Source organism: Exiguobacterium sp. s22, assembly GCF_018617455.1.
Classification (GTDB): Bacteria; Bacillota; Bacilli; order Exiguobacteriales; family Exiguobacteriaceae; genus Exiguobacterium.
Genome location: NZ_JACSKD010000003.1, coordinates 60,714 through 85,724, shown reverse-complemented (window position 1 = coordinate 85,724; position 25,011 = coordinate 60,714). Strand labels below are relative to the sequence as shown.

The following is a 25,011-nucleotide window of genomic DNA, read 5'->3' as shown; positions in this document are numbered from 1 at the left end:
GAGTCTTGAATGGGGAAAACTGCACTTGTCGTAGGCGCGACCGGATTGATTGGCCGCGAATTGGTTGAACAGTTGTTAGAAAGTGATCGTTATGATGCCGTCTGGATTGTCGTCCGTCGCTCGAAGCGTTGGAGCCATCCGAAGCTACATGAAGTCGTCGGGTTCGAGGAAATGGATGCGTCCCTTCCGCATATCGACGACGCGTATTGCGCCCTCGGTACGACAATTGCGGTCGCTGGTTCGCAAGAAGCGTTCAGACAAGTCGATTTAGAGCTGCCGCTTGAAGTCGCTCGTATCGCCAAGGCACATGGTGCAACACGCTATGCGGTCGTATCGGCGCAAGGTGCATCGTTACGTTCATCCTTCTTTTACAATCGGGTAAAAGGGGAGCTTGAGAATGCGTTACGGATCTTCAACTTCCACCATTTGATTATCGCACGTCCGTCTTTATTGCTTGGGGAACGTGATTCATTCCGACTCGGAGAGAAAACGGCTGAAGTTCTCAGTCGACCGTTCCAACCATGGTTAATGGAAAAGGCACCTGAAGTCGCACCGATTCAAGCACTGCATGTCGCCCGTGCCTTGATCATGGCATCTGAAGAAGGCGAAGGGGTCGAAGTGTTGACGTCAGGGATGATGCAGAGGATGAGCCGATGACTCCATTGACGAAAAAGCGAACGAAAGCCGTCTTGATTGATAGTATCATTGCAGGTCTCGTCAGCGTTGGCGTGGAACAACTCGTACGAAAGAAAGTAAAGAACGAGTTCGTGCATGCGGTCATCACACCGACACTGCTGGCATACGCCATGGAAGCCTGCCAAATGAGTCGAGGCGGACAAACCATCGGCTATAAACTGATGGGGCTTGAATTGAAAAACGATGACGAAACGCCTGTCACGGCGAAACAAGCACTACAGCGCGCCCTACACCGTGATACTTCGTCAGTCGTTCGTTATTGGAAAGACCGTGCACATTTCGAACAAGAAGACGGCGCCGTGTTACCGCACGATGCCCGTTACCATATGCATGTACGTGAAAAGAACTGACCGATATATGGCCAGTTCTTTTTCAATCCTTGATTTTACTTAAGATGGCAGTCGTTAAGGCGACGATTGTTCCGAGGACGAGTCCATTCGAAAAGACGGTCGCAAGGAGCGGTGGCAGGTCATTCATGGAACCGGGTGGCAGAAGCATCGCCCCGGCACCGATGACGAGTGGGAGACCGACCGTAAGTGAGGCCGTCGATTGTTTTAATTCGAAGGCGGCCTCATTGATTCCGATGATGATCATCGTCGCGATAAGCGGAGTCACAATCGCATAACCGACAGCAGCCGGGATACTTGCAATCAACGAGACGAATGGACCGATGAGTGCTAACCCCATCATGAGGGCGTGGGCAATCAAATGCGGAGCACGCTGGACGCTCTCCGTCGAAGAAAGGAAACCAGCTGTCCCGGAGATGGCGACAGGACCCGGTGTACCGAACAGACCGGCCACGATTTGACTGACGCCACTGGCGACACCCGATGCGGGAACGTTCCCTTTGATTTCTCGTTTTTCGCGAGAACTGACGATGCGCTCAATCAACTTGATGTTCGCAAGGACGTTTGTCATGAGAAGCAAGGTGATGACGAAAGCCGTCGGCAACAAGTTCCAATCCCACACCCAATTCCCGAACGGAAGCAGTTCCGGTACGAGGAAGAAGGATTCTGAACGAACGATTGGATTTCCAAGGTCGAGTAAATGGAACAAGCCGAACCCGACGAATAGTGTCATGACGAGTCCGTATTGTTTGAAGCGACTTTGTTCGAGTGTGAGCGCGAACAAAACGAGCCCTGCCGTAGCGACAGCTTGGACGACATTGATTCCGTCTTCCGTCACCCCAAAGCCACCTTTAATGACGGCTCCTGATAATTGGAGGACGAGTAAAATCATATAGACGCCAAGCACTTGTGGTGTAAAGAGGGAGAGCATGCGTCTTAAGATACCGGTGACAGTCAGCAACACACCGATCACACCGCTCAAAAACAGCATGAATCCGAGTGCCTGTAGCGTCTCTTGTTGACTTCCATATAAGGCGGGACCGATGGATGCGTATAAGGTGAAGACGCCCCACCAAATGCCGGCAGGTCCTTCGAGAATAGGGAGGCGATGGCCGAGCATCGTCTGGATGATGCTGAAGAGTGCGAAGATGAAGAGTGAGCGGGATATGAAGGTCATCGTCTCATCTGGTGACAGTTCAAACAAGGCGGCGATGGAGAGTGGTGGTACAATATTTGTAGCTAAAATAAAAATAAACCACTGAATCGTCGTGGTTACATTACTTTTGGTCATGGTGTCCCCCTGATCATACTTTTTCTTATTAGTGTAACGTTATGGTGAAGTGGATGCAAATGGAGGCTATATAATGAAGAAATTCTTCAAGTGGACCGCACTCACAATCGTAGGATTGCTCCTTGTCGCGGTAGCTGGCTTTTTGATTTGGACACAGTTTACGTATGGACCGACCGATGAAGCGACCCAGTATGCGGAAGAGGGGAAAGTGGTCGACAACCGTCTCGAGTTTGGAGACACGGCGAGTGAGGTCGGTGTCATTCTATACCCTGGGGCGAAAGTAGAGAAAGAGGCGTATGCGTATTATGGAACACGTTTGGCCGAGGAAGGATACTTCGTTGCCATTCCATCGCTTCGTCTCAATTTAGGTATTTTAGATATCGACGCAGCCGATCCCATCATCGAAGCACATCCGGAGATTGAACGTTGGATCGTAGCCGGTCATTCACTCGGAGGTTCAGCGGCATCGGGTTACGCGCTTGAGCATCAAGAGTTAGTGGAAGGTGTCATTTTCCTTGCATCATATCCGATCAGCTCGATGGTCGATAGTGACTTACGCGTGCTATCCATCTCGGGTGAGTTGGATGGATTAGCTGTCCCAGAAGACATCGAGGCGAGTCGAAGCGACCTACCTGACGATAGTCAATTCGTACAAATTAAAGACGGGAATCATGCGAATTTCGGAATGTATGGTCCTCAAAAAGGCGATCAGGAAAGTCCGCTCACATCGAAAGAACAACTCGACGAAGTATTATCAGCAATTCTCGAATGGTTATGAAAAAACGTGCGCACCTTCATCGAGGTGCGCACGTTTTAGCGTTGATCGAGCGAATAGCTGACTGCGGTCAATCCGGCCGTAACGAGTGCGACCAGACCGCCGACGAGTGCGAGCGTCATGATGGGGCTCGTCGCATAGACGACACCACCGAGAGCGGAACCAAGCCCAATCCCGACGTTACTCGCCACGGGCATGAGCGACGAGGCGAGACCTTTGGCGTTCGGATTGAACTTCTCCGCCAAATCAATCAAATAAATTTGTGTCGATGTCGTCAATAAAATCGCCATGAACGACATGAGGGCGATATTGAGGAGACCGAGCGTCACATTCGACGTCGTCACGAATAAAGCGGCCAAGACGAACGCCTGGACAAGAAAGACGAATCGTAAGCGTCCAATCGGATTGTGACTGGCGATCTTTCCGGCAGCGATATTACTGAAAATCGAGATGAAGCCGTATGCGAATAAAATCGGACTGACCCAAGCGACCGGTACACCGAGGACATCTTTTAAAATCGGCACGAGATACGTATACACGACATATGTCGCCCCGAAACCGAATGCCGGAATCAAGAAGGCGATCAAGATGCGAGGGTTCGTCAAGAGTGCCATTTGTTCACGGAGTGATGCTTTTTCTTGAGACAATTGATTTGGCAAGACACGATAAATGGCAATCCAGGCGACTGCACCGAGCAGAGTCGTCAACCAAAACGTTGACTCCCAGCCTGCCTGTTGTCCGATGAACGTCCCAATCGGAACCCCGAACACGTTCGCCATTGTGAATCCACCGAAAATAAAGGACACGGCCACACCCCGTTTTGCTGGAGGGACACTTTCGCTGGCGACAAGCATGGCAAGCGAAATCAAGACACCTGTGACGACGGCCGTCAGCATGCGTAAGACGAGTAACCATTCATACATGGGAGCGAGGCTACTCAATAAGTTCAGGACGGTGAAGAGAATCGTCAAACCGAGCATTAATTTACGCTTTGGAAGATGACTCGTCAAGGACATCGTGATTGGCGTACCGACGGCGAAACTGATCGCGAATGCCGATACGAGACTTCCTGCTGTCGCAATGGAAATAGATAGACCACTTGCGATGTCGGGTAATATCCCGACGATGACAAATTCACTCGTTCCGAGAACGAAGGTTAATAAGGATAGGGATAAAACTAAAGTCCAGTCGCTTCGACTGAGCGAGCTTGTCTTCATGTTCAAACACTTCTTTCTGTTTCATTCATTAGTAGTTAGACATCAGTCTTCTATCACGTTACAAGATTTTCTCCAAAAGAAAAACCCTTTTCTCCCAAGTGGGAAGAAAAAGGTGAATCAGCGCCAAAACACAGTGGCTTCGACACCGGCGTGGTCGGAGACGACCAGGCCGTTCTCCCCATCGAAGACAACAGCATGGCGGGAGACGTGAATGGGTGCATTCGTCAACATCAAGTCGATGCGGAGCGATTTTTTGTTTTCATCCCATCCTGCAATTTTTCCTTGTACGGTCGCGTCGCCTTCGCGTTCTGTTGCGAGATGGAATAAGTCTTGAAGTCCGTTCTCCATCAAATAATCGTATCCTTCACCTCGGATGAAGGCGTCGTTATTGAAGTCACCGAGTAGAAGCGCGTGGTCGTCGTGCTCGACGCGATGTAATAGTTCATCCAGTTGATGTTTCACGGGCTCTTCTTCGTCATGCCACCAGCCGAGGTGACACGAGTAGACGGTCGTTGGAGCTTCATGACCTTCAATCACGGCTTTAACGATTTTGCGGGACTTGTAATTGTCTGGGTCCGTTGTCTTGGATACGAAGAATGACTCGGTCGACAGGAACGGTGTGCGCGACAAGATGGCAACGCCCTCTTCGTAAATATCATAGCCGTAATGGGCGAAATCCCAAGTCATGTGATAGTGAAGGTCTAACTCGTTCAGACGTTCAACGAGGACGTGTGCGAAGTTGTTTTCACGGATGTTTCCGTAGATGAGTGGCGCCTCCTTATGTTGATTGACTTCTTGGAGTGCGATGAGATCGTATTCTTCACTCGCAATACGTTCGACGATGGCATCGATCTTTTCTTGTTGACGGTCTTCTAACCAGGCGTGACAATTGAGCGTTAAAATATTCACGGTAGTCCTCCTTTAGAAAAAAGGCCAACTCTCGAGCGAGTTGGCCAGTAGATTATGCACCGATGACGTCTTGAATGTCTGATTTCAATACGTCGGCTTTCGGGCCATAGATGGCTTGGACTCCACGGTCTTTCACAATGAGACCCATGGCGCCATTTTTCTTCCATTCTTGTTCGTCAGAGACGAGTGTAACGTCTTTGACGGTCACACGAAGACGAGTCATACATGCATCGACATCTTCAATATTTTCTTCCCCACCGAGAAGTGTGATAATCCCCATGACTTGTTCATTACCTGTCACAGATGATTTTTCTGTCGCTTCTTCCATGTAGTTCCCGTTACGTCCTGGTGTCGGCAAGTTCATCTTCTTGATGAAGAAGTTGAATACTCCGAAGTTGAGGAAGAAGAACGCGACAGAAACGAGCACGAAGTTGATCAAGTCTTGAAGAAGTCCCGCTTTGACAATCATCGGGATGCGCGTCAAGAGTTCGATTGCACCGAAAGCATGAATACGCAAATCGATGATATCTGCCAATGCGAAGGCAGCACCGGCCATGAGTGCGTAGACGACGTAAAGGACTGGCGCAACGAACATGAACATGAACTCGATCGGTTCTGTGACACCCGTCAAGAAGACGGCGAGTGCGGCTGACAAGAACATCGGCTTGTATTGTTCTTTCTTCTCAGCATCGACGTTACGGTACATTGCGTAAGCAGCACCGATTAATGCAGCGAATGACAAGATGACTTGACCGACTTTGAAGCGAGCTGGTACGACATCAGCAAGTAGAGCGTTGTATGCAGCTGTGTCACCAGCAGCACGCAAGTTGACGAGGTCTGTTACCCATGCCAACCAGAGCGGGTCTTGACCAGCAACGACCGAACCAGCTGTCGCACCTGTTAAAATCGTATACGTTCCGCCAAGTTCCGTGTAGTTCATTGGTACTGTGAGCATGTGGTGTAAACCGAACGGCAAGAGAAGACGTTCGAGTGCACCGTAAACAAATGGAGCAAGGACTGGAGCCGTGTTACGTGATGTGGCAATCCACTCACCAAAACTGTTGAGTGCCCCTTGGATTGTTGGCCATACAATTGATAGAACGATGGCAGCAACGACCGAACCAAGGATGACAACGAATGGTACGAAGCGCTTCCCGTTAAAGAACGAGAGGGCGTTCGGCAATTTGTTGAAGTTGTAGAAACGGTTGTATAGCGCACCACCGAGAAAACCGGCGATGATTCCGACGAACACACCCATGTTGAGGGCAGGTGAACCAAGTACAGATGTGAAGTAGTCAGCGACGACAAGATTTGCACCGAAGAGTGACTCGATTGTCGCTTCTGGGTCCTGAAGCATAGCGCCGTTGACACCGAAGATGGCACCTGTGACACGGTTGATCAAGATGAAAGCGAGGAGTGCGGCGAACGCACCACCTGCACGATCTTTAGCCCACGAACCACCAATCGCGACTGCGAAGAGGATATGTAAGTTGACGATGATGCCCCAACCTAAATCTTCAATGATACGAGCTGTTGTTAATAGAATACCGACGTCTCCGGCTGACATTCCAATCAATTTTCCGATGGAAATCATCAAACCGGCGGCTGGCATAACGGCGATGACGACCATCAAGGCCTTACCGAGTTTTTGCCAAAAATCGAATGAGATCATTTTTTTCATGCTATACGCTTCCTTCCTGTGAGGGAATTTTATCTATTTTTTGTTTGCCAATAGTGCAATCGCTTGCATAAATGATTGTAATCGATTGCATAAATTCATGCAACCGTTTTCGCTATTTTCATTTGTTTTCATTTTTGAAGCGGGAATGATAGATGTGAGGCGAACTTGTCAGTCGAATCGAATCTAGCTACAATATGATAGGTTGAAGGGAGCGAGAAAGATGGGTTGGAGACAGACGACATCTGCTTTGACGAAAGACGAGCAGATTGAATTAAAAGAAGAGTTATTGCAGAAGGGTGTATTGCACGAGGACGATCTTCCTCTATATGAGATGCTCATGCCAGATCGCATCAAACGGATGTATGAAGTATTGAATACACGAACGAACCATATCACGATTTTGACGGAGGGTGTCGACGATCCGCACAATCAATCTGCCGTATTGCGTTCGGCCGATGCGTTCGGGGTGCAGACGTTACACGTCGTCGAAGGGCGTGCGAAGTTCAAACCGAACTCGATTATCGCCAAGAGTGCCGACCGTTGGGTGGACGTCGTCGAGCATGGTTCGATTGAAGAAGCGATTGATTCCTTAAAAGAAAGTGGTTACCAAGTATATGCGACGGCATTGAGTGAGGAAGCGATCCCGCTCGAAGAAGTGGATGTGTCGAAGCCGACTGTTCTTCTATTCGGGAATGAACATAGTGGTGTGTCAGAAACGGCACTCCATAAGGCGGACGGGAACTTTGTTATTCCGATGCAAGGGTATGTGCAGAGTTTGAACATCTCGGTGGCAGCAGCGATTTCCTTGTACGATGTCACGACACGGTCTCGACATATCGTGACGGATGGCTATGAACTGCCTGTCGAGGATCAGGCACGTATTTTTAAAGACTGGATGGTCAAGAGTTTGCCGAAACGTACGCTCGGACTTTATAAACAAAAAGGTGTCACGGCTTTTGAACGGGAAACAGGAAATTCAGAATGAACGGCGAAATGAACAGACGTACGGAATCTTTGTCCAGAAACTGAAAGGGGATGGCACGATGAGTACGACGAGTTCATTTATCGTAAAAGATGTGACAAACAACTTTAAGGATTTTGAAGAGGACTTTTTCCGACTGTATCGCACGTTATATGGCGACCTCGATCAGTTGCGTTTTAAAGAGCGTTTATATCGGCACGCCAATCCGCTAGTGTTACTGGCTTTCTCGGAAGAGGAACTGATCGGCTTTAAAATTGGCTATGAGGCGGAGCCGTATCGGTTTTATAGCTGGGCGGGCGGCGTCCATCCGGACTTCCAAAAGCATGGCATCGGTCGCAAGCTGATGGACACGCAACTCGAATGGGTCGAAGCGCAAGGGTTCCATTCGATTCGGACGAAAGCACGTAATACGAACAAAGGGGTCATCATTTTGAATCTCCTTTGCGGATATGACATCATGGGCGCTTACACAGAAGATGGCGAGCCGCGCATCATGATGGAAAAACAATTGAACAGATGAATGGTTGCCGCGGTCGTGTGATCGCGGTTTTTTTGATGAAACCGATTCGCATGAATGAACGTACATAAAGAAAAAGGGGGAATTTGAAATGACAGTGTTTGGATTTGGCGGAGATCCGTTCGATAATTCGATAGGGGATTCATTTTTTAGTGGATTGTTTAGTATGTTTCCAATCATTTTCATGGTAGTGTTCGGTTTGATTATTTTTGCGTTCGTAAAAACGATTTTTCATCATTCCAAAACATCGAGCACATTGAAAGACTTACAACAATTCGCCTCGCAGCTCGCCGATGATCCGAACGATGACACGGCTGAGCGATTGGCAGACTACTTACGGGGTGTCGATTCCTTTTCGATTGAACGGACACGGATGGAACCGTTCCGTGTCGCACTCGGTTGCTATCAATTGGTGATGGAGTCGAGATCCGTTCGCGAGGAGACAAAAGAACGGCTCGATCGACAATATAAGCGTCTCGGCATTTTAGACGGAGAAAAGTTTGCGGATGAGGATCCTCCGCGACGAAGTTCTTCTTCATCGAACCATCATGATATCCATCACAATCACCATGACCATATGTAAAAAGCGGAGGAATCCCTTCGCTTTTTACATATAACGTGAAGCGTCAAATTCAATATCGGTCTGATAGCGGACGGCCTGGATGGCACTTTCGATTCGAAGAGCCCGTTTTTTTATGTCACGTGCTTTTAAGCGATATAGTTCTGGGTCATATAAGGCGTGTTTGATCACGGAAACCCCGTGCACGTATTCTTTCTTCGGACGAAGCGATAATTTTTCATAAAGTCGTGCTTGAACAAGTAACTGAATGGCGAGTTCGATCGCCTCGACGAGCGGGAGCGGACCGTCGTGCGTTTCAACAACGGCTCGGACGTTCGCCTCTTGAATGAGACGGTCGAGTTGACGTAAGTCTAAACGGATGTGCTCGAGTTCCATCTCGATGTCTTGGAGGGAGCGGGACTGAATGGTCGGGATGGATTCATTCGCTTGAAGCGAGATGAATGCCACATGCTCAATCTCTTCGGTCAATGTATCGATTTGCTCATGGAGCAACTGTTTCAATGTTAGGGCATCTGCAAGGTTCATATCGATTTCCTCCTTCTGCTTTCTCTAACCGTACCACATCGAGAATAACGAAAAAAGATGGATGACATCTCATATTGCGGGAATAAAATAAATTAGAAAGGAGGAAGGACGATGAAGAAATGGAAAGCGCAGTGGGTGATTGCACTCGTCCTACTCCTGTTCGGGACGGCGACATTTCTCTATCAGTGGCTTGATGTAAGTCCGGGCGATATTCGCGACTATATCATTCAATTCGGTTGGTTGGCACCTTTGATTTATATCCTCTTATTCACCGTTCGTCCGCTCATCCTGTTTCCGACGTCCGTCTTATCAGTCGCTGGCGGATTGGCGTTTGGAATCTTACCGGGGGTCATCTATACCGTGATCGGGGCGACATTGAGTGCCCTCGTCGCATATTACGTGGCCATCTATTTCGGTGACCGTTTCTTGCATCACTTCGAATCAACGAATTATGAAACCATCCAGCATAAAATCGAAGAGGACGGGTTTTTCTATGTTCTCATTTTACGTTTGATCCCGCTCGTCAACTTCGATTTGGTCAGTTATGCTTCCGGGTTGGCCAAAGTAAACGTACTCGCGTATCTGTTGGCAACCGTCGTCGGTATGATTCCCGGGGCGTTTGCGAATAATTTTCTCGGGAGCAGTATCGCCAGTGGAGATTGGACGCTGATTGCCTTGGCATTCGGAATCATGCTCGTGTTGACGCTCATTGCGACCGTGTTCCGTGAACCGATCAAACGACAGATTCATCGCTATCAAAAAAAGTAGGCGACTCCTGATGGAGCGCCTACTTTTTGATTAACGGTTGTCGACCGTCTCTGGATAGAGGTCGTGGTTGAACAGACGATGTTCTGCCATTTTTTCATATTTCGTGCCCGGCTTTCCATAGTTGTAATACGGATCGATCGAGATGCCGCCACGTGGTGTGAATTTGCCCCATACTTCGAGATAGCGTGGCTCCATCAATTTAACAAGGTCCTTCCCGATGACGTTGATGCAATTCTCATGGAAGTCACCGTGGTTACGGAAACTGAACAAGTACAACTTCAACGACTTCGACTCGACGAGTTTCTCATCCGGGATATATGAGATGTAAATCGTCGCGAAGTCAGGTTGGTTCGTGATTGGGCACAACGATGTAAATTCGGGTGCGTTGAATTTGACGAAGTAGTCGTTCTCCGGATGACGGTTCGGGAACGCCTCGAGTACATCAGGTGTGTATTCAAAAATATAAGGGACGCTCTTCTGTCCGAGGAGCGAGAGATCTTGTAAGTCTTCTGGTCTCATGTTCATTCTCCTTACACGCCACGTTCGTTGGCGTACAGTAATGTGTGTAGTTGCGGTAGGACGCGAACGCTTTGCCATGACGGGTCGCGTGCGACGTCTTCCCATAGTTGTTTCAAGCGACGGAGCTGGGCATCGGTGATGTCTCCGTCAGCACCTGGCTCGGGGTTACCGGCCGACAAATACATGACGTCCGGTGAGTAGCGTTGTTGTACTTCTTTTGCGTAAGCGAGGTCCACTTCATCAAAGACAGCGACCTTGAATGTCGTCTGCTCCGGGCGTAAGCGTTCGACGATGTCGTCAAGTTGCTGCCAGTTTGTCTTCATACCAGACGACGGGGGCTTCGGACTGAGGGTCACGTCATCGATCTGTGTGAGCCAGTCTTGATAGCGGCTACCTTGTGTCTCGACGGCGAGTGTGACGCCGCGTTCTTTCAACTTCACGACAAGTTCTTCCATGGCGGCGATGAGGAGCGGGTTGCCACCCGAGATGGTGACGTAATCGTACATACCGAGTGCGTCAAGGCGAGCGATGACCTCGTCGGCTGTCAGCATGTCCGGCTTTTCTGAACCGTCCCATGTGAAGGCGGAATCGCACCACGAACAGCGATAATCGCAACCGGCGGTCCGGACGAACATCGTCTTCTGTCCAATGGCACGTCCTTCTCCTTGGAAGGTCGGTCCGAACACTTCAAGAACAGGAATTTTCACGATTCCACCAACCATTCACGGCGGAACTCAGCATACGACGTCGGCGTTTCATACAAACGGACGAATTCGACGCGCACGTCGCGTTCATTTGGCAGGTGTGTCGCCAACTGTTCAAAAATCCAATAACACATGTTTTCTGCAGTTGTATTCATATAAGGGAGTGACTCGTTCAAATAGCGATGGTCAAGATACGGCTCAAGCTCTTCTTTGAAGATCTTTTTCAAATCACCAAAGTCGAGCGTCATCCCACGATTGTCGAGAAAGCCGCTGACACCCATTTGGAGCTTATACGTATGACCATGAAGGGCACGACATTTGCCGTCATAATCAAAGAGATGGTGCGCCGCGTCGAACGTCACTTCTTTGACGATTTGAACGCGATGCGGGCAGTAGATGAGCGACCCTTCTTGTTTCGATTCGACACTGGTCGGGGCGAGGAATGGAGCATGTTTCATACGCGCACCTCCTCATAGGCTGTGAGTCCGTTTTGGCGAAGCTTGCACGCCGGACATTCTCCACAACCTGAACCGATGACACCGTTGTAGCAAGTGAGTGTGCGTTCTTTGACGTAGTCAAAGGCACCGAGCTCGTCGGCGAGTGCCCACGTCTCTTTTTTATCGAGCCACATGAGCGGTGTGTCGATGACGAATGGATAATCCATCGCTAAATTGAGTGTCACGTTGAGTGATTTGATGAATTGGTCTCGGCAATCCGGGTAACCTGAAAAGTCCGTTTCACACACACCGGTCACGATGTGATGCATACCGAGTTGTTTGGCCATGACGGCCGCAAATGATAAGAATAGATGGTTGCGTCCATCGACGAACGTATTTGGAACATCCGCATTGTCGATGTCGAGATCGTGTCTCGTGAGCGCGTTTGATGTGAGTTGTCCAAGTAAAGACAAGTCGAGGATGTGGTGTGGGACATCGAGTTCTGCCGCAATTTCTTTTGCGACCTCGATTTCCGCATCATGGCGTTGACCATATGCGAACGTCACCGCCTCCACATGGGAGAATTGTTGTTTTGCCCAAAATAGGCAAGTGGTTGAATCTTGGCCACCACTAAAGACGACCAAAGCTTTTTCGTGTTGCATGAAGCACACTTCCTTTTCGCTAGTTTTGATGTCGGAGGAGGTTACGAACTCCGGAGGTCACCCTCAAGCATATAATTTATCATAAAAAGACGTTTGACAGGGAGAAAGGAAGCGAGTATAGTAAAAAACATCACTGACATGCTTTTGTGCATAAAAGCGTTTAAGCGGTTAGGCGAAATAATAAAGATATAACGAAAGGAGGGGACGTCGATGCAGATGAAAGGAAAAGAAGCTGTATTCGTCGTGTTGATGAGCGGGATCACCTTGCTCGCACTGATGTTTTTGGCCAAAGCGACGCCACATATGGCGATTTTTGGCACAATGGTAATGGTAGGTGGATACGCATATTATCGTTCACGCGACTTCAAACAGATTGAAACGGCGATGATCAACGGGATTCGTGAAGCGATCATGCCGGTATTGATTTTGTTATTGATTGGGATGCTCATCGGAGTATGGCAAATGTCCGGGACAGTCGCGACGATCCTCTCCATCGGTCTAAATACAATCTCTGCGGAATGGTTCTTACCAAGTGTCTTATTGATTACAATGATTGTCTCGACATTCACAGGAAGTGCGTTTACAACGGTCGGAACGGTCGGTGTCGCTTTGTTCGGTATCGGGACGGCACTGGGCATCTCACCGGCTCTTGCTGCAGGTGCCATCGTGTCGGGTGCCCTCTTCGGAGATAAGATGAGCCCGTTGTCAGATACGACAAACTTTGCGCCGGCAGTGGCGGGTGTAAAATTATTTGACCACATTCGCTTCATGATGGGGACGACGATTCCGGCGTTCATCATCACATTGATTTTATTCACGTTCCTCGGACATAGCGGTCAAACTGCCGACACGACTCAAATCGCAGAGGCGCAAGCCGCGCTCAGCGGACGGTTTGATCTCTCGTGGCTCACGTTGATTGCTCCTGTCCTTGTCGCAGTACTTGTCTTCCGCCGCATGCCGGTCTTGCCGACGATGCTCGTCGGGATGTTCGCGGGTGTGTTGACGGCTGGTTTCGTTCAAGGGAACTGGAGTATCTCGAACTGGCTCGGTGTCATGCAGTCTGGATTCAAGTCTGGTGTCGAGAATGAGACGATTGCGAATGTACTCGATCGTGGTGGTCTAGAATCGATGCTTTGGTCGGTCAGCCTCGTCTTGATCGCTCTTGCATTCGGTGGCTTGTTACGCGAACTCGGTGTGTTCCAAGCCATCGTTGAATCGTTGCTCGAGCGTTTGAAGTCACCAGGAAGTTCTGTTTTATCAGTTGTTCTCAGCTCAATCGGTGTCAACTTGCTCGCAGGAGAACAGTACTTGTCGATTCTCTTGCCAGGTCAGGCATTTAAACAAGGGTTCATCGATCGAGGGATCGACCCACGCTACTTGTCACGTGCGCTTGAGGATGGTGGGACCGTGATCAACCCACTCATTCCTTGGGGTGTCTCGGGAGCGTTCTTCGCAGCGACACTCGGCGTACCTGTATTGGAGTACGCACCGTTCGCCTTCTTCCTTTGGCTCAGCCCGGTCTTCTCCATCATTTTGGGATACGTCCGATTGGGGAAGCAACGTGAATCGCTCAAAATCGCATCATAATATCAAGGTGTCCTGCAACGCAGGGCATCTTTTTTGTATGCACCATATGACTTTTGAGAAAATAGGAGAAACGGAGGTGGAACCATGAAGCGACTCGATCTGGCATTTTATGAACAACCGACACTCGAATTGGCACGTGCCTTACTCGGTCAATATTTAGTAAGGCGACATCCAGAGGGTGACATCATCGCAAAGATTGTCGAGACAGAGGCTTACCTCGGTGCCATCGACCGGGCGGCACATAGTTTCGGAGGGCGTCGAACGAAACGGACGGAAGTCATGTTCGGACAACCCGGGCATGTGTACACATACCAAATGCATACGCATACGCTTCTGAACGTGGTCAGCGGTCCAGTCGGTACTCCGGAAGCCGTGTTGATTCGAGCCATTGAACCGATTCAAGGACATGAATGGATTGCTTCGAACCGTCCTGGGGTGAAACGATATGACCAGACGAACGGACCCGGGAAGTTGACGAAAGCACTCGGTATCACCATGGATTTATACGGTCACTCTTTTCAACACGACCCACTCTACATCGCGGAGGGTGAGGCAGGAGTAGTAATCGAGGCGGGTCCCCGCATCGGCATCCCGAACACGGGCGAGGCGCGTGACTATCCGTATCGCTTCTTTGAACGCGACAATCCGTACGTCTCGAAGTTCCGTTGAACGCCACTTGAGAGGTTTAACGGATTCATGCCAGTGGAACAGTCCTTATGTGCATAAAAAACAAACAGAGGGAGTGTTTAGAACATGGCAAAAGTAGCAACGCTCATTACAGATATGTTTGAAGATGTAGAATTCACGGGTCCCCGTGACGCATTGGTGGATGCGGGACATGACGTCGTGACAATCGAGAAGAAAGCAGGCAACACGGTAGAAGGGAAGCAAGGAGAGGCGAAAGTGAACATCGATCAATCGATTGACGATGTATCGCCAGAAGATTTTGATGCCCTTCTCTTACCGGGCGGATTCTCTCCTGACTTATTGCGTGAAGACGAACGCTTCGTCTCGTTCGCCAAAGCCTTTATGGACGCGAAAAAACCTGTCTTTGCAATCTGTCACGGACCACAGCTGTTGATTACGGCGAAGACGTTAGAAGGTCGTGACGCGACCGGCTACAAATCGATTAAAGTCGACATGGAGTATGCCGGTGCGAAATATGCGGACAAAGAAGTCGTCGTCTGTCAAAACCAGCTCGTGACGAGCCGTCAACCAGATGATATCCCGGCATTCAATCGAGAGATGCTTAACTTACTCAAATAACACATCGACCACGAGATTCGTCTCGTGGTTTTTTTGTGAATTCGGGAATAGACAAATAAGGAGGAGATTCAAATGAGAAAACGAACACGTTCACCAAGTTAAGTTCGTCGAAACATTATTTGGTTAGGGTGGATTCGTTGGTTTGAAGGGCTGATTCCCGCATACGTGATTGAACGGTTGTTTTGGGAGTCACGAGGCATCGCCATTCAAGAAGTCGTCTATTTGGAGATGATCTATGCGCTCATCATCGTCTTGTTCGAGGTGCCGACCGGCGTGTGGGCGGACCGGACGACACGGCGTCGGCTGATCCAGGTAGGTGTAGCCTTGGAGTGGTTATCGTTTTGGATCTTGTTATACTCGTTCACCTTCAGCGGATTTTTTGTCGCCATCAGCTGTTCGGCCATTGGGTCGGTCATTCGAAGTGGAGCAGAGAATGCGCTGCTATACGAGTCCTTACAAGAAAGTCATGAAGCGTCGTCGTTCGAACGGGTTCTTGGTAAACTGAACGCGATTGGAATTGTTGCCGCTGTGACGGCGGCATTGAGCGGCAGTATGTTGGCTCAGTACCTTCCCTTGGAGTGGAACTACAGACTTTCCATTTTCAGTTTATTGATGGCGACCGTGTGTAGTGTATTTCTCGTTGAACCCCTTCACAGTGAAGCAGAAGAGCGCTTGACGTGGCGGCACTTATATTGAAAGGTTTTGAATTTGTATGGTCGCACACAACCCTTCGTAACGTCACCATCGGATTTTTGGCCGCTGTGTCCGCATTCAATTTCATCGATGAATTCTGGCAATTGTACGCACGTGATGTATCCATCCCGATCTACTGGTTTGGTGCCATTTCAAGCGTCCTGCTTTTGATTCAGTTACCTGGTCAACTTTTTGCGGGGACGCTTATACGATTTGCGTCATTCGAGCGTTGGTTAAACGGGTTCGGTTGGTTAATGGGCGGTGGATTTCTCCTCGTCGGGTTGTTCCCGAGTCCGATTGGAATCGGTGTGATGGGACTCCTAGCTCTATTGTATGGGGCGATGGAGCCGCTCTATTATGGACTTTTGCACCACCAAGTTCCTTCATCCATTCGAGCGACGACGGAATCATCTGTCTCGATGCTGTGGCATCTCGGTATCCTTGTGTTGGGGATAGTCTTTATTGTAGGGACGACAGCGTCGCTATTTTGGGCGTTCATACTCATTGGGCTTGTCGTTTGGTTCGTTCATGCGATTATCCGCTAACCTTTACAGACATGGGGCATAAGCCATGTCTGTTTTTACGTCTTAAGACGGACGAAAGATTGTGTCGAGAAGTGTATGATGAGAATAATCTTGATGAATCAATAGGAGAAACAATGTGGAATGGTATGAATTATTTGTAGGCTTTTTGTTAGGTGTCGTCGAGGGATTGACGGAATTTGCCCCGGTCTCGTCGACCGGTCATATGATTCTCGTGGACGGTCTCTGGTTGAATTCGAGTCAGTTTTTAGGGCAGGAAGTAGCGAACACGTTTAAAATCGTCATTCAATTAGGATCGATTTTAGCGGTCGTTGTCGTCTTTCGAGACCGGTTCAAAGCGTTGTTGAATCCGAAGTCGCTGCTCACCTTAAGGCAAAGCGGGACCGCACGCCAATTCAATCTCGTACATATTTTGATCGGATTGTTGCCTGCTGGCGTCCTCGGTATACTGTTTGAGGACTACATCGATACACATCTCTTCTCGGTCAAGACGGTGTTGGTTGGGTTAGTCATTGGGGCATTCTTTATGATTGCCGCAGATTTATCAGGCGTGAAGCGTCAGACGACCTCCACGCTAGATGACATCACGTACAAGCAAGCACTTGGGGTCGGGTTGATTCAATGTTTCTCGCTATGGCCAGGGTTCTCACGGTCCGGTTCAACGATTTCTGGAGGGGTTCTCCTCGGGATGAGTCACCGTGCAGCGGCAGATTTTACGTTCATCATGGCGGTACCGATCATGTTTGGAGCGAGTGCGTTGTCACTCTATAGCAAGTGGACGTACTTCACGCTCGATACGTTACCCGTGTTTATCGTCGGTTTCATCAGCGCATTTTTGTTCGCACTTCTTTCGATTAAATTCTTTTTGAAACTGATCAACAAAGTGAAATTGATGCCATTTGCGGTCTATCGAATCGTATTGGCTGTTGTGATTTACGTTCTTTACTTCTAAAAAAACACGTGCGAAGAGCACGTGTTTGAAACCAATGAATAGAATTGTTCGTAAAGTATAGAAGAGGTGAAAACATGGGACAAATCGTTGTAGTACTTGGAACGTTAATCGGTCTTGGGACCGTTGGGGCATTGCTTTATATGACCCGTCTAGCCTATGAATCATGAGAACGGATAATGATAGAAGCGCTCACGTTGGAGTAACTCCATGACGTGGGCGTTTTCTGCGTTATCAATCGCACGAAGTAGACCTTCCGTCTGAGACCGATGAGCAAACAGGGCGTCTTTCTTCTGTTCACTCTCATCCGTTACATCGACGATGACGTGTGGTTGTCCGAGTTCGTCTTCTGTGCGGCGATCAAAGGCAACACCTAAGAACTCAGGACGTGCCTCTCCCATCTCTTGAAGTGCTCGTACAACGGCGCGAGCTGTCGCTTCATGGTCCGGGTGGACGGCATATCCCGGATAGAACGAGATGACGGTTTCTGGCTTCACTTCGTCAATCAATGCGCGGAAACGGTCGGCGAGCTCTGCCTCGTCCTCAAACTCGACGGTCTTGTCACGAAGTCCCCACATGCGCAGATCTTCGATGCCCATCATACGACACGCGTCCTCTAATTCGCGTTTTCGAATCTTTGGTAACTCTTCGCGCGTTGTAAAAATGGGAGAACCCATATTACGTCCCATCTCACCGAGTGTCAGGCAGACGTATGTGACCGGAAGTCCCTGTTGACGATGTTGGATGATCGTTCCGGCTGAGCTGAACGCTTCATCGTCCGGATGTGGGAAAATGACGAGTAATGGACCATTCATTGTTTCTCCACCTCCGATGCGCCTTGTGGGAGCGGTTTGATATCAATATGCAGTGCACAGGCCAGTCGACCGAGTCGATCGTGACCAGCGAGTAACAATTGTTCACCGTGCAACTCGTAGTCGGTCAACCCTTCAACATAGAGCCAGCCATGATCGAGTTTTAAACCGACACGGTAAGGTCCGTTTCCTTTGATTTGACCGATGCTATATTTGATGTTGGCGTTACGGATAAACATCCCGGCGTTATGGAAGTCGGGGTCATTATGTGTCGCGTAGGCACCGTTCGTCGTTTCGACATGAACGAAAAGTGGTGTCGCGACGTGATTGTCTAAATAGTGCTGAATGTGATCAGGTTGAATCGCTTTCACGTCAGTCCCTCCAATGGAAAGGATGACCCGAAACGCGTGGTTCCGGGTCATCTGTTTACGATTGTGTTGCTACTTTTTTGCGGTATCCTGTGTGGTTCGTCGGTCCTACATACTGGTTTAGACGGAATGAGTGACGAACGGCTTCAGTGATGAACTCTTTTCCGATTTCAATCGCTTCATCAACCGTATGGCCATTTGCAAGAGAGGCCGCGATGGCAGACGAGAACGTGCATCCGCCACCGTGTGTGAATGCAGGCTCGATTTTTTCGCTTTCGAGCAGACGGAATTCATTTCCGTCGTACAAGACGTCGAACGCTGTATCAAATCCGAGCTTGCCACCGACTTTGACGATGACGATCTCTGCGCCGAGGTCGTGAATTAAACGAGCGGCTTCTTTGATTTCGTCCATCGTTGACGGTGTTTTGTCGAGGCCAGCGAGCATGCGCGCCTCGAATAAGTTTGGTGTGATGATTTTTGCGACCGGTACGAGGTGTTGACGCATTGCCACCGCGACGTTCGGATCGAGAATTTCATCGGCACCTTTACACGCCATGACCGGGTCGACGACCGCGTTCTCGATGCCATACTCTTTGATTTTACGAGCGGCAAGTTCGATAATTTCTGGTGTCGGGAGCATACCCGTCTTCACTGCGTCCACTCCGATTCCAGCGAGGACCGTATCGATTTGTTTTTCAATCAGTGTCGTTTCGATTGGAAAGACTTCATGGTTCCATGCGTTGTGTGGGTCTTGTGCCACGATCACTGTCAAGGCTGTCATGCCATACACACCGAGTTCTTCCATCGTTTTGAGGTCGGCTTGGATTCCCGCGCCACCACTTGTGTCAGAACCGGCAATCGTCAATGCTTTTTTCATCGTCATAATCGTCCATCCCCTTTGTCTGTTTGGATAGTTTCACTATAACGACTTTTTTGAATTCCGACAAATGCAAGGATTATAAGAAGTGTTCATAACTTTTCAGAAAAAACATGCAGGATATTCATCATATTTGGGGAATAATAATGAATAGGGTGTAGACCACTTTATTATTGGCTGGGAGGAAATCGCATGTTAGTGCATAGCTTATGTATCCCGAAGAAGGATGTTGTCACCATCAGTGAAAAGGCAACATTGCGGGAAGCGCTTCATACGCTTGAAGAGACAGGTTATCGCTGTGTACCTGTTTTAGATGAGACGGGAACATTTTTCCGCGGTAACATTTATAAAATGCATATTTATCGTCATGGAATGAACGGGGAAAACATGGACGATAATGTGATGACGCTTATTAAGAATACACAAAAGTACGTACATGAATCAGATGGCTTTTTTGAAGTATTCTTCTCAATTAAAGAGTTACCGTACATTGCCGTATTAAAAGACGAAAGCAACGAATTCTATGGAATCCTTCCACACGGGAAGATGCTTGGGATGCTCGAGGAGGCATGGAGTCGTGACACAGGTAGCTACGTCTTGACGATTGCCTTGAGCGAACAGGCAGGAGCGCTCGAGAAGATTACAAAAATCGTGAACAAATATACGTCAATCGCAAGCTTGATGACGCTTGATGCAAAAAGTAAGGTGTTGCGTCGCGTACTCGTGACGTTACCACCGGACTGCGAAGAAGACATGAAGAACAAAGTTGTTGCCAAGCTTGAACAAAAAGGCTTCCGAATTGTCGAAGTCGAGAATTTGAATAATTAAATAAAGAATCCTTCCACACGGCGTGGAAGGATTTTTTAGTCGAATCGTTTTTCCATTCGGATATCAGACCAAAATTGTCCGTCCCAATAGGTGAACTGTTCAATACGTCCGATTTCCTGGTAACCACATTTCGTATACAGGCGATGTGCTGCATGGTTAAAGGCGAATACGCCGAGTTCCATGCGAGGGGTGTGTTGTTCTTTTAGTCGTTCTTCTAAGAGGCGGAGCGCTTCTGTGCCGACACCTTTCCCACGACCAACGGCTTCGCCGATGACGAAACCGAGCCATGCTGTACCGGGTTCTTGGTGATACAGATGGGGCGGATCGTACATAACATTCATTTCGCCGACGAGATGATCGTCTGCGTAAATGAGAAAAATATCATGTGTCAGAAGTCGTTCTTCTAAATCGTTAACTGTCATTTCATAAGAGGCCGTCAATTCTTCTTCAGAGCGACTCGGACGAATGAGGTGTACGATTTCAGGATCGTTATTCCATCGATTGAATGTATGGACGAGTTCGTCGGATGCGGTTGTTAGTGGAACAAGCGAGATATTCATAAGTCATTCTCCTTTCTCGCTTGAACACATTCGATTGATTCGTCAAAAAATCCTGCTCTTAGAGTGGTTTCAACACGTTTAAGTGACTTGGTAAAATTTCGAAGGTGAGCGGTAATGTGCCGCCCGTGTCACCATCTGCGTTGACTGGAAGGGATTCGGATGAAGTAACTTTCACGTGTGTCGTGCAAAACGAAGTGACGCTGTCCGTTTCCTTCAATTTTCCTGTGAACAGGGCAGGTGTTAATTGAAGCGCGTCTTTCAATCCAAGTTCTTCAAAGATATAGACGTGAAGAAGACCATCATTAAGACGTGCATCGGGTTCAAAGTTCTCAAATCCTCCGACCGAATTCGTCAGCGCGATGACAACGAGGTACGCCTCATCATCAAATTGACCATCCTCGCTCTCGATTTTCAGATCATAGGGACTATGTTCACGGAAGGCTTTCACGCCCTCGATTAAATAGGCGAACGGACCCCACCTCGTCTTATCTTCCACGCTTACTTCGTCGACAGCTTCGGCAATCAGTCCAATCGCGATCACATTCATAAAATAGCCGTTCTCATATTTACCGATATCCATTGGTGTGGGTTCAGCATCACGGAGCGCCTCGATTGCTTTTTTTGGATCGTTGGGGACACCGAGTGCACGGGCGAGGTCGTTTACTGTACCGAGTGGAATGATGCCAAAATCGGGACGATGTTCCGCTTCGGCAAGTCCGGTTACGGCTTCGTTCAAGGTTCCGTCTCCCCCCATCGCAATGACCGCACGATAGTGTTTTTCCGCTGCCTCTCGTGCGAATCGGGTTGCATCTGCTTCTTTTTCGGTGAAGCGGACATCCACCTGTCCATATCTTTCACGTAATACTTCTTCCGCATGTGTCGCGTGTTTTTCCCCTAACTCTTTTCCTGAGGATGGATTAACGATCAACATGACTTTGTCCATTCCGGCATATCTCCTTTTCAGTTCGAATACTGTCCTTTATTCCCGTACGAGAAATCAATTACTCCTAAAAATCCCCCATGACCGTCAACACTTGTGGGCTGACCTTCATGGGGGATTAGAACAGATAGAGAGTTTAATAATGGCGAAATGCGGACATATCTAAATGACTCGCTTCTGACTCGTCGACCGCGAGCTCGATGCGTAAATGTTCATTAAATGGTGAGACTAAGGCACCCATACACGCAACCGGTTCATGGTCGGGGACCGGTGATTTACGTTTCGTTTTGACGAACAAATAATCCGATCGTTTCAACGTCAACAAGAAACGTTCCACAGCATGCGGTTCACGGGTCACGTTTGGCCAAGGTAAATGATTGAATAATAAAAAGACTGCGCCTTCTTTTTCAAGCGCATAGTCCGGCGCGATGCCTTCTCGATTCAACAAATCGATGACAGCGTGCAAAAACTCCCGTTTGATCGTCAATGAAATTTCGTAATACTCACGCATACGGTCCACCCTTTCTGAAAATCACAATACTACCATTCTAAACGTTTCCGACATAAGCGACAATGAAGAAGTTCCTTGACGAAGTATTTTTCCCGGCTTATACTTCATAAGTCCTGCTATACTAGTGATATAAGATGAACGAATTGAGGTGAAACCGACATGATTGAATCCCTTGAATTGAAGGCGTGGGTCGTTCTTGCGCGTGCGATGGATGCCATCAGTGATCGTGTAAAAGAAGATTTACGACGCCACCAGCTAAATTCAACAGAGTTCGGTGTTTTATCCGTTCTGTATAAACGAGGCGATACCCCGTTACAACAGATTGGAGACCAGATTTTGATTACAAGCGGTAGCGTGACTTACGTGATTGATAAGTTAGAGAAGCGAGGACTGATTGAACGAATCGCCTGCCCATCTGACCGTCGCGTCACATACGCTTCGTTGACAGACGATGGAAAGGCGCTTATGGACGTCGTCTATCCACAACACATCGAAATCTTTAAAGATATATATGGACCGTTAAGTGAAGACGAGACGGAACAATTAATTTCATTATTGAAACGAGTCGGTTACAACGCAGCGGGCAAATAAAGCCCGTTGCTTTTTTGTTTAATATCTTGAAGTTAAACTAATTGACGATGAGATATACAGATGATATAGTTCTAACTGTTATTGAAAATTAGAGATTACACAAATGGAGGATTTTACGATGACTAAAGTATTATATGTATCGGCTAACCCGAAACCAACTGAACTTTCATACAGCAAACAAGTGGCAGAAACATTCGTTTCGACACTCCAAGCAGAAAACGCATCAATCGAAGTAGAAGCAATCGAACTCTACGATGTCGATGTTCAAGAAATCGATGGGGACGTACTCAGTGCATGGGGCAAATTCGCTTCTGGCGAAGCACTCACTGACGTAGAAGCGAAGAAAGTAGGAACAATGAGCGGCATGCTCGAGAAGTTCATGGAAGCGGACCTTTACGTATTCGCGACACCAATGTGGAACTTCTTCTTCCCAGCACGCATGAAGATGTTCCTCGACAGTGTTCTCATGGCGGGTAAAACATTCCGTTACACAGAGCAAGGTCCAGTCGGCTTACTTGAAAACAAACAGGCGATCCACATCCAAGGAACAGGTGGAATCTACACAGGAACAGACCTTAACTTTGCAGATGCATACCTTCGTCAAGCGCTTGCGTTTGTCGGTGTATCTGAAGTGACGACGTTAGCGGTTGAAGGGATGAACCAATACCCAGACAAAATCGAAGAAATCGTTGCGGACGCAAAAGCGAAAGCAGAAGCACTTGCGAAAGAAGTTGCAGGCGCTGTAACGGTATAACCTGGAGAGACGAGTCGACCGACTCGTCTTTTTGTATGCAATCATTTTGGGTATGATACAAAGGGAAAGGGGAGTATGCAATGGCAGATCAGTTATCGAGTCGACTACTTGGAGACTGGACGGATATCATCCAAGAGGAGATGAAACAGCCTTACTTTCAACAGTTGAAGCAATTCGTCGACCAAGCGTATGAAGAGACGATCGTTTACCCGACCCGAGAAGATATTTGGAACGCATTTATTTACACGAAATTTAGTGAGGTGAAATGCGTCATTTTAGGGCAAGATCCGTACCACGGACCGAATCAAGCGCATGGACTCAGTTTTTCGGTGCAGGACGGGGTGCGTTTCCCACCGTCTCTCCGAAACATCTTTCAAGAATTAAAAGATGACGTTGGGTGTGATTTACCAAAGAATGGAAATCTCGAAAAATGGGCGAAACAAGGGGTCCTTCTCTTAAACACAGCATTGACGGTCGAAGCGGGGAAGGCGGGCTCTCACCGCGGAAAAGGGTGGGAGCAGTTCACGGATTCCATCATTGAGCGGCTCGGGAGTCGTGAGGAACCGATTGTATTCATTTTGTGGGGAAATGATGCGAAGAAGAAAATGAAATGGATCGGAGATCAACATAAAGTGCTCACTTCCGTTCACCCGAGTCCGTTATCATCCCATCGGGGCTTCTTTGGCTCAAAGCCATTCTCCCAAGTAAACGATGCATTGAAGGAGTGGGGACAATCCCCGATTGAGTGGTGTCTCTGACAGTCTACGGAAATTCGTAGGCTGTTTTTGTTGACGCGTCGAAAAACGTTTGGTACAGTAACTAACAAGACATCACTTTAGTGCTTAAAAGCATATATGCATAACAGCATAACTGTATAAAAGATAAATAATAAAAGCGAAGAAAGAACCGAAGTAGAGACATCTTCCCTGGCCCAGAGAGCGTGTGATGCTGCGAACACGCCCAAAAGATGAATCGAATTACAGTTCCCGAGCTCTCATCATTGAGCGGTCCCCCGTTATCGGATTCAAGCGGCTAGAATTTCTCTAGCAACCAGGGTGGTACCGCGGCTTTGTCGTCCCTATCGATTCAATCGATAGGGATTTTTTTGATTTTAAAGGAGGAC

General features: G+C 48.4%; 32 protein-coding genes and 1 other annotated feature. Of the genes, 17 read left to right on the top strand and 15 right to left on the bottom strand.

Annotated elements, in window-relative coordinates; genetic code table 11:
* Positions 1–9: 9 nt before the first annotated feature.
* Together KNO94_RS06895 and KNO94_RS06890 are read left to right on the top strand one after the other, a co-directional pair.
* Positions 10–657 carry an NAD(P)H-binding protein gene (locus KNO94_RS06895; protein WP_214778420.1) on the top strand — a complete coding sequence of 216 codons (648 nt, stop codon included), beginning with the start codon at positions 10–12 and terminating at the stop codon, positions 655–657.
* A complete protein-coding gene (locus KNO94_RS06890; protein ID WP_214778418.1) occupies positions 654–1,046 on the top strand; it encodes an RDD family protein in 393 nt (130 codons plus the stop codon). Before KNO94_RS06895 ends, KNO94_RS06890 begins: the two co-directional genes overlap by 4 nt.
* A gap of 22 nt (positions 1,047–1,068) precedes the next feature.
* Here KNO94_RS06890 and KNO94_RS06885 read toward each other — a convergent pair whose 3' ends face one another.
* Complete coding sequence (locus tag KNO94_RS06885; protein ID WP_214778416.1) at positions 1,069–2,334, bottom strand: purine/pyrimidine permease; 1,266 nt, start codon at positions 2,332–2,334, stop codon at positions 1,069–1,071.
* Positions 2,335–2,407: 73 nt separating this feature from the next.
* Here KNO94_RS06885 and KNO94_RS06880 point away from each other — a divergent pair, with 73 nt between their 5' ends.
* On the top strand, positions 2,408–3,112 hold the full coding sequence (locus KNO94_RS06880; protein WP_214742612.1) for an alpha/beta hydrolase: 705 nt from the start codon (positions 2,408–2,410) through the stop codon (positions 3,110–3,112).
* A 35-nt stretch (positions 3,113–3,147) separates the two neighbouring features.
* On the opposite strand, the gene KNO94_RS06875 is transcribed toward KNO94_RS06880, so the two are convergent.
* From KNO94_RS06875 to KNO94_RS06865, 3 genes are all read right to left on the bottom strand, one after another.
* The gene (locus tag KNO94_RS06875) at positions 3,148–4,326 is read right to left on the bottom strand and encodes an MFS transporter (RefSeq protein WP_015880465.1); all 1,179 of its coding nucleotides are present in this window, start codon (positions 4,324–4,326) and stop codon (positions 3,148–3,150) included.
* Positions 4,327–4,443: 117 nt separating this feature from the next.
* Positions 4,444–5,235, bottom strand: a complete 792-nt coding sequence (locus KNO94_RS06870; protein ID WP_214778414.1) for an endonuclease/exonuclease/phosphatase family protein — start codon at positions 5,233–5,235, stop codon at positions 4,444–4,446.
* 52 nt (positions 5,236–5,287) lie between these two features.
* Positions 5,288–6,916 (bottom strand): PTS transporter subunit IIBC, encoded by a 1,629-nt coding sequence (locus KNO94_RS06865; RefSeq protein WP_214778412.1) that lies wholly within the window; start codon positions 6,914–6,916, stop codon positions 5,288–5,290.
* A 220-nt stretch (positions 6,917–7,136) separates the two neighbouring features.
* On the opposite strand from KNO94_RS06865, the gene KNO94_RS06860 reads away from it, so the two are divergent.
* The 3 genes from KNO94_RS06860 (at position 7,137) to KNO94_RS06850 (ending at position 8,998) form a co-directional block, all read left to right on the top strand.
* Positions 7,137–7,901, top strand: coding sequence for a TrmH family RNA methyltransferase (locus KNO94_RS06860; RefSeq protein WP_214778410.1), 765 nt, complete (start codon positions 7,137–7,139; stop codon positions 7,899–7,901).
* Positions 7,873–8,418, top strand: coding sequence for a GNAT family N-acetyltransferase (locus tag KNO94_RS06855; protein ID WP_214778408.1), 546 nt, complete (start codon positions 7,873–7,875; stop codon positions 8,416–8,418). The genes KNO94_RS06860 and KNO94_RS06855 overlap by 29 nt, the downstream gene beginning before the upstream one ends.
* Positions 8,419–8,581: 163 nt before the next feature.
* A complete protein-coding gene (locus KNO94_RS06850; protein ID WP_251125867.1) occupies positions 8,582–8,998 on the top strand; it encodes a hypothetical protein in 417 nt (138 codons plus the stop codon).
* Between the two features lie 24 nt (positions 8,999–9,022).
* Here the strand turns inward: KNO94_RS06850 and KNO94_RS06845 are convergent, their stop codons facing one another.
* Positions 9,023–9,520, bottom strand: a complete 498-nt coding sequence (locus KNO94_RS06845) for a hypothetical protein (RefSeq protein WP_214778404.1) — start codon at positions 9,518–9,520, stop codon at positions 9,023–9,025.
* 111 nt (positions 9,521–9,631) lie between these two features.
* On the opposite strand from KNO94_RS06845, the gene KNO94_RS06840 reads away from it, so the two are divergent.
* On the top strand, positions 9,632–10,288 hold the full coding sequence (locus tag KNO94_RS06840) for a TVP38/TMEM64 family protein (RefSeq protein WP_214742620.1): 657 nt from the start codon (positions 9,632–9,634) through the stop codon (positions 10,286–10,288).
* A 30-nt stretch (positions 10,289–10,318) separates the two neighbouring features.
* On the opposite strand, the gene queF is transcribed toward KNO94_RS06840, so the two are convergent.
* Genes queF through queC form a run of 4 tightly spaced genes read right to left on the bottom strand, consistent with a single transcriptional unit; the run spans position 10,319 to position 12,610 of the window.
* The gene (gene queF / locus KNO94_RS06835) at positions 10,319–10,807 is read right to left on the bottom strand and encodes a preQ(1) synthase (protein ID WP_015880473.1); all 489 of its coding nucleotides are present in this window, start codon (positions 10,805–10,807) and stop codon (positions 10,319–10,321) included.
* A gap of 11 nt (positions 10,808–10,818) precedes the next feature.
* Complete coding sequence (queE, locus tag KNO94_RS06830) at positions 10,819–11,529, bottom strand: 7-carboxy-7-deazaguanine synthase QueE (protein WP_214778402.1); 711 nt, start codon at positions 11,527–11,529, stop codon at positions 10,819–10,821.
* Positions 11,511–11,969 carry a 6-carboxytetrahydropterin synthase QueD gene (queD, locus tag KNO94_RS06825; protein WP_015880475.1) on the bottom strand — a complete coding sequence of 153 codons (459 nt, stop codon included), beginning with the start codon at positions 11,967–11,969 and terminating at the stop codon, positions 11,511–11,513. Before queD ends, queE begins: the two co-directional genes overlap by 19 nt.
* The gene (gene queC / locus KNO94_RS06820) at positions 11,966–12,610 is read right to left on the bottom strand and encodes a 7-cyano-7-deazaguanine synthase QueC (protein WP_015880476.1); all 645 of its coding nucleotides are present in this window, start codon (positions 12,608–12,610) and stop codon (positions 11,966–11,968) included. The genes queD and queC overlap by 4 nt, the downstream gene beginning before the upstream one ends.
* 210 nt (positions 12,611–12,820) lie before the next feature.
* Here queC and nhaC point away from each other — a divergent pair, with 210 nt between their 5' ends.
* From nhaC to KNO94_RS06795, 6 genes are all read left to right on the top strand, one after another.
* A complete protein-coding gene (gene nhaC, locus KNO94_RS06815; protein WP_214778400.1) occupies positions 12,821–14,197 on the top strand; it encodes a Na+/H+ antiporter NhaC in 1,377 nt (458 codons plus the stop codon).
* A gap of 84 nt (positions 14,198–14,281) precedes the next feature.
* Entirely contained in the window at positions 14,282–14,866 is a 585-nt protein-coding gene (locus KNO94_RS06810) for a DNA-3-methyladenine glycosylase (RefSeq protein ID WP_214778398.1), read from the top strand.
* Between the two features lie 84 nt (positions 14,867–14,950).
* Positions 14,951–15,463: a type 1 glutamine amidotransferase domain-containing protein gene (locus KNO94_RS06805; RefSeq protein WP_015880479.1), complete on the top strand. Its 513-nt coding sequence runs from the start codon at positions 14,951–14,953 to the stop codon at positions 15,461–15,463.
* Positions 15,464–15,628: 165 nt separating this feature from the next.
* Positions 15,629–16,159, top strand: coding sequence for an MFS transporter (locus KNO94_RS15250; protein ID WP_353047832.1), 531 nt, complete (start codon positions 15,629–15,631; stop codon positions 16,157–16,159).
* A complete protein-coding gene (locus KNO94_RS15245) occupies positions 16,141–16,701 on the top strand; it encodes a hypothetical protein (protein ID WP_251125866.1) in 561 nt (186 codons plus the stop codon). The genes KNO94_RS15250 and KNO94_RS15245 overlap by 19 nt, the downstream gene beginning before the upstream one ends.
* A gap of 115 nt (positions 16,702–16,816) precedes the next feature.
* Positions 16,817–17,650 (top strand): undecaprenyl-diphosphate phosphatase, encoded by an 834-nt coding sequence (locus KNO94_RS06795; protein ID WP_214778396.1) that lies wholly within the window; start codon positions 16,817–16,819, stop codon positions 17,648–17,650.
* 161 nt (positions 17,651–17,811) lie between these two features.
* Here the strand turns inward: KNO94_RS06795 and bshB2 are convergent, their stop codons facing one another.
* From bshB2 to pdxK, 3 genes are read right to left on the bottom strand one after another with little or no spacing between them, the layout of a single operon-like run.
* Complete coding sequence (gene bshB2, locus KNO94_RS06790) at positions 17,812–18,462, bottom strand: bacillithiol biosynthesis deacetylase BshB2 (protein WP_214742627.1); 651 nt, start codon at positions 18,460–18,462, stop codon at positions 17,812–17,814.
* Complete coding sequence (locus KNO94_RS06785; RefSeq protein ID WP_214742703.1) at positions 18,459–18,830, bottom strand: YojF family protein; 372 nt, start codon at positions 18,828–18,830, stop codon at positions 18,459–18,461. Before KNO94_RS06785 ends, bshB2 begins: the two co-directional genes overlap by 4 nt.
* A 55-nt stretch (positions 18,831–18,885) precedes the next feature.
* The gene (pdxK, locus tag KNO94_RS06780) at positions 18,886–19,710 is read right to left on the bottom strand and encodes a pyridoxine/pyridoxal/pyridoxamine kinase (RefSeq protein WP_214778394.1); all 825 of its coding nucleotides are present in this window, start codon (positions 19,708–19,710) and stop codon (positions 18,886–18,888) included.
* Between the two features lie 186 nt (positions 19,711–19,896).
* On the opposite strand from pdxK, the gene cbpA reads away from it, so the two are divergent.
* Complete coding sequence (cbpA, locus tag KNO94_RS06775) at positions 19,897–20,532, top strand: cyclic di-AMP binding protein CbpA (RefSeq protein WP_214778392.1); 636 nt, start codon at positions 19,897–19,899, stop codon at positions 20,530–20,532.
* Between the two features lie 35 nt (positions 20,533–20,567).
* On the opposite strand, the gene KNO94_RS06770 is transcribed toward cbpA, so the two are convergent.
* The 3 genes from KNO94_RS06770 to KNO94_RS06760 form a co-directional block, all read right to left on the bottom strand.
* Positions 20,568–21,092: a GNAT family N-acetyltransferase gene (locus KNO94_RS06770; RefSeq protein ID WP_214778390.1), complete on the bottom strand. Its 525-nt coding sequence runs from the start codon at positions 21,090–21,092 to the stop codon at positions 20,568–20,570.
* A gap of 58 nt (positions 21,093–21,150) precedes the next feature.
* Positions 21,151–22,035: a diacylglycerol/lipid kinase family protein gene (locus tag KNO94_RS06765; RefSeq protein ID WP_214778388.1), complete on the bottom strand. Its 885-nt coding sequence runs from the start codon at positions 22,033–22,035 to the stop codon at positions 21,151–21,153.
* A 133-nt stretch (positions 22,036–22,168) separates the two neighbouring features.
* Positions 22,169–22,543, bottom strand: coding sequence for a hypothetical protein (locus KNO94_RS06760; RefSeq protein WP_015880488.1), 375 nt, complete (start codon positions 22,541–22,543; stop codon positions 22,169–22,171).
* 159 nt (positions 22,544–22,702) lie between these two features.
* Here KNO94_RS06760 and KNO94_RS06755 point away from each other — a divergent pair, with 159 nt between their 5' ends.
* The 3 genes from KNO94_RS06755 to KNO94_RS06745 all read left to right on the top strand — a co-directional run bounded on the left by KNO94_RS06755 (position 22,703) and on the right by KNO94_RS06745 (position 24,646).
* Complete coding sequence (locus KNO94_RS06755) at positions 22,703–23,134, top strand: MarR family winged helix-turn-helix transcriptional regulator (RefSeq protein WP_031424396.1); 432 nt, start codon at positions 22,703–22,705, stop codon at positions 23,132–23,134.
* Positions 23,135–23,252: 118 nt separating this feature from the next.
* On the top strand, positions 23,253–23,888 hold the full coding sequence (locus tag KNO94_RS06750) for an FMN-dependent NADH-azoreductase (RefSeq protein WP_214742632.1): 636 nt from the start codon (positions 23,253–23,255) through the stop codon (positions 23,886–23,888).
* Between the two features lie 80 nt (positions 23,889–23,968).
* The gene (locus KNO94_RS06745) at positions 23,969–24,646 is read left to right on the top strand and encodes a uracil-DNA glycosylase (RefSeq protein ID WP_214778386.1); all 678 of its coding nucleotides are present in this window, start codon (positions 23,969–23,971) and stop codon (positions 24,644–24,646) included.
* Between the two features lie 130 nt (positions 24,647–24,776).
* Positions 24,777–24,971, top strand: a binding site (T-box leader).
* The last annotated feature ends 40 nt before the right edge of the window (positions 24,972–25,011 follow it).

Excerpts from the sequence above, each read along its gene's own strand:
- KNO94_RS06895 (WP_214778420.1), top strand. The coding sequence starts at position 10 with ATGGGGAAAACTGCACTTGTCGTAGGCGCGACCGGATTGATTGGCCGC.
- KNO94_RS06890 (WP_214778418.1), top strand. The coding sequence starts at position 654 with ATGACTCCATTGACGAAAAAGCGAACGAAAGCCGTCTTGATTGATAGT.
- KNO94_RS06885 (WP_214778416.1), bottom strand. The coding sequence starts at position 2,334 with ATGACCAAAAGTAATGTAACCACGACGATTCAGTGGTTTATTTTTATT.
- KNO94_RS06880 (WP_214742612.1), top strand. The coding sequence starts at position 2,408 with ATGAAGAAATTCTTCAAGTGGACCGCACTCACAATCGTAGGATTGCTC.
- KNO94_RS06875 (WP_015880465.1), bottom strand. The coding sequence starts at position 4,326 with ATGAAGACAAGCTCGCTCAGTCGAAGCGACTGGACTTTAGTTTTATCC.
- KNO94_RS06865 (WP_214778412.1), bottom strand. The coding sequence starts at position 6,916 with ATGAAAAAAATGATCTCATTCGATTTTTGGCAAAAACTCGGTAAGGCC.
- KNO94_RS06860 (WP_214778410.1), top strand. The coding sequence starts at position 7,137 with ATGGGTTGGAGACAGACGACATCTGCTTTGACGAAAGACGAGCAGATT.
- KNO94_RS06850 (WP_251125867.1), top strand. The coding sequence starts at position 8,582 with ATGTTTCCAATCATTTTCATGGTAGTGTTCGGTTTGATTATTTTTGCG.
- KNO94_RS06845 (WP_214778404.1), bottom strand. The coding sequence starts at position 9,520 with ATGAACCTTGCAGATGCCCTAACATTGAAACAGTTGCTCCATGAGCAA.
- KNO94_RS06840 (WP_214742620.1), top strand. The coding sequence starts at position 9,632 with ATGAAGAAATGGAAAGCGCAGTGGGTGATTGCACTCGTCCTACTCCTG.
- queF (WP_015880473.1), bottom strand. The coding sequence starts at position 10,807 with ATGAGACCAGAAGACTTACAAGATCTCTCGCTCCTCGGACAGAAGAGC.
- queE (WP_214778402.1), bottom strand. The coding sequence starts at position 11,529 with ATGGTTGGTGGAATCGTGAAAATTCCTGTTCTTGAAGTGTTCGGACCG.
- queD (WP_015880475.1), bottom strand. The coding sequence starts at position 11,969 with ATGAAACATGCTCCATTCCTCGCCCCGACCAGTGTCGAATCGAAACAA.
- queC (WP_015880476.1), bottom strand. The coding sequence starts at position 12,610 with ATGCAACACGAAAAAGCTTTGGTCGTCTTTAGTGGTGGCCAAGATTCA.
- nhaC (WP_214778400.1), top strand. The coding sequence starts at position 12,821 with ATGCAGATGAAAGGAAAAGAAGCTGTATTCGTCGTGTTGATGAGCGGG.
- KNO94_RS06810 (WP_214778398.1), top strand. The coding sequence starts at position 14,282 with ATGAAGCGACTCGATCTGGCATTTTATGAACAACCGACACTCGAATTG.
- KNO94_RS06805 (WP_015880479.1), top strand. The coding sequence starts at position 14,951 with ATGGCAAAAGTAGCAACGCTCATTACAGATATGTTTGAAGATGTAGAA.
- bshB2 (WP_214742627.1), bottom strand. The coding sequence starts at position 18,462 with ATGAATGGTCCATTACTCGTCATTTTCCCACATCCGGACGATGAAGCG.
- pdxK (WP_214778394.1), bottom strand. The coding sequence starts at position 19,710 with ATGACGATGAAAAAAGCATTGACGATTGCCGGTTCTGACACAAGTGGT.
- cbpA (WP_214778392.1), top strand. The coding sequence starts at position 19,897 with ATGTTAGTGCATAGCTTATGTATCCCGAAGAAGGATGTTGTCACCATC.
- KNO94_RS06770 (WP_214778390.1), bottom strand. The coding sequence starts at position 21,092 with ATGAATATCTCGCTTGTTCCACTAACAACCGCATCCGACGAACTCGTC.
- KNO94_RS06765 (WP_214778388.1), bottom strand. The coding sequence starts at position 22,035 with ATGGACAAAGTCATGTTGATCGTTAATCCATCCTCAGGAAAAGAGTTA.
- KNO94_RS06760 (WP_015880488.1), bottom strand. The coding sequence starts at position 22,543 with ATGCGTGAGTATTACGAAATTTCATTGACGATCAAACGGGAGTTTTTG.
- KNO94_RS06755 (WP_031424396.1), top strand. The coding sequence starts at position 22,703 with ATGATTGAATCCCTTGAATTGAAGGCGTGGGTCGTTCTTGCGCGTGCG.
- KNO94_RS06750 (WP_214742632.1), top strand. The coding sequence starts at position 23,253 with ATGACTAAAGTATTATATGTATCGGCTAACCCGAAACCAACTGAACTT.
- KNO94_RS06745 (WP_214778386.1), top strand. The coding sequence starts at position 23,969 with ATGGCAGATCAGTTATCGAGTCGACTACTTGGAGACTGGACGGATATC.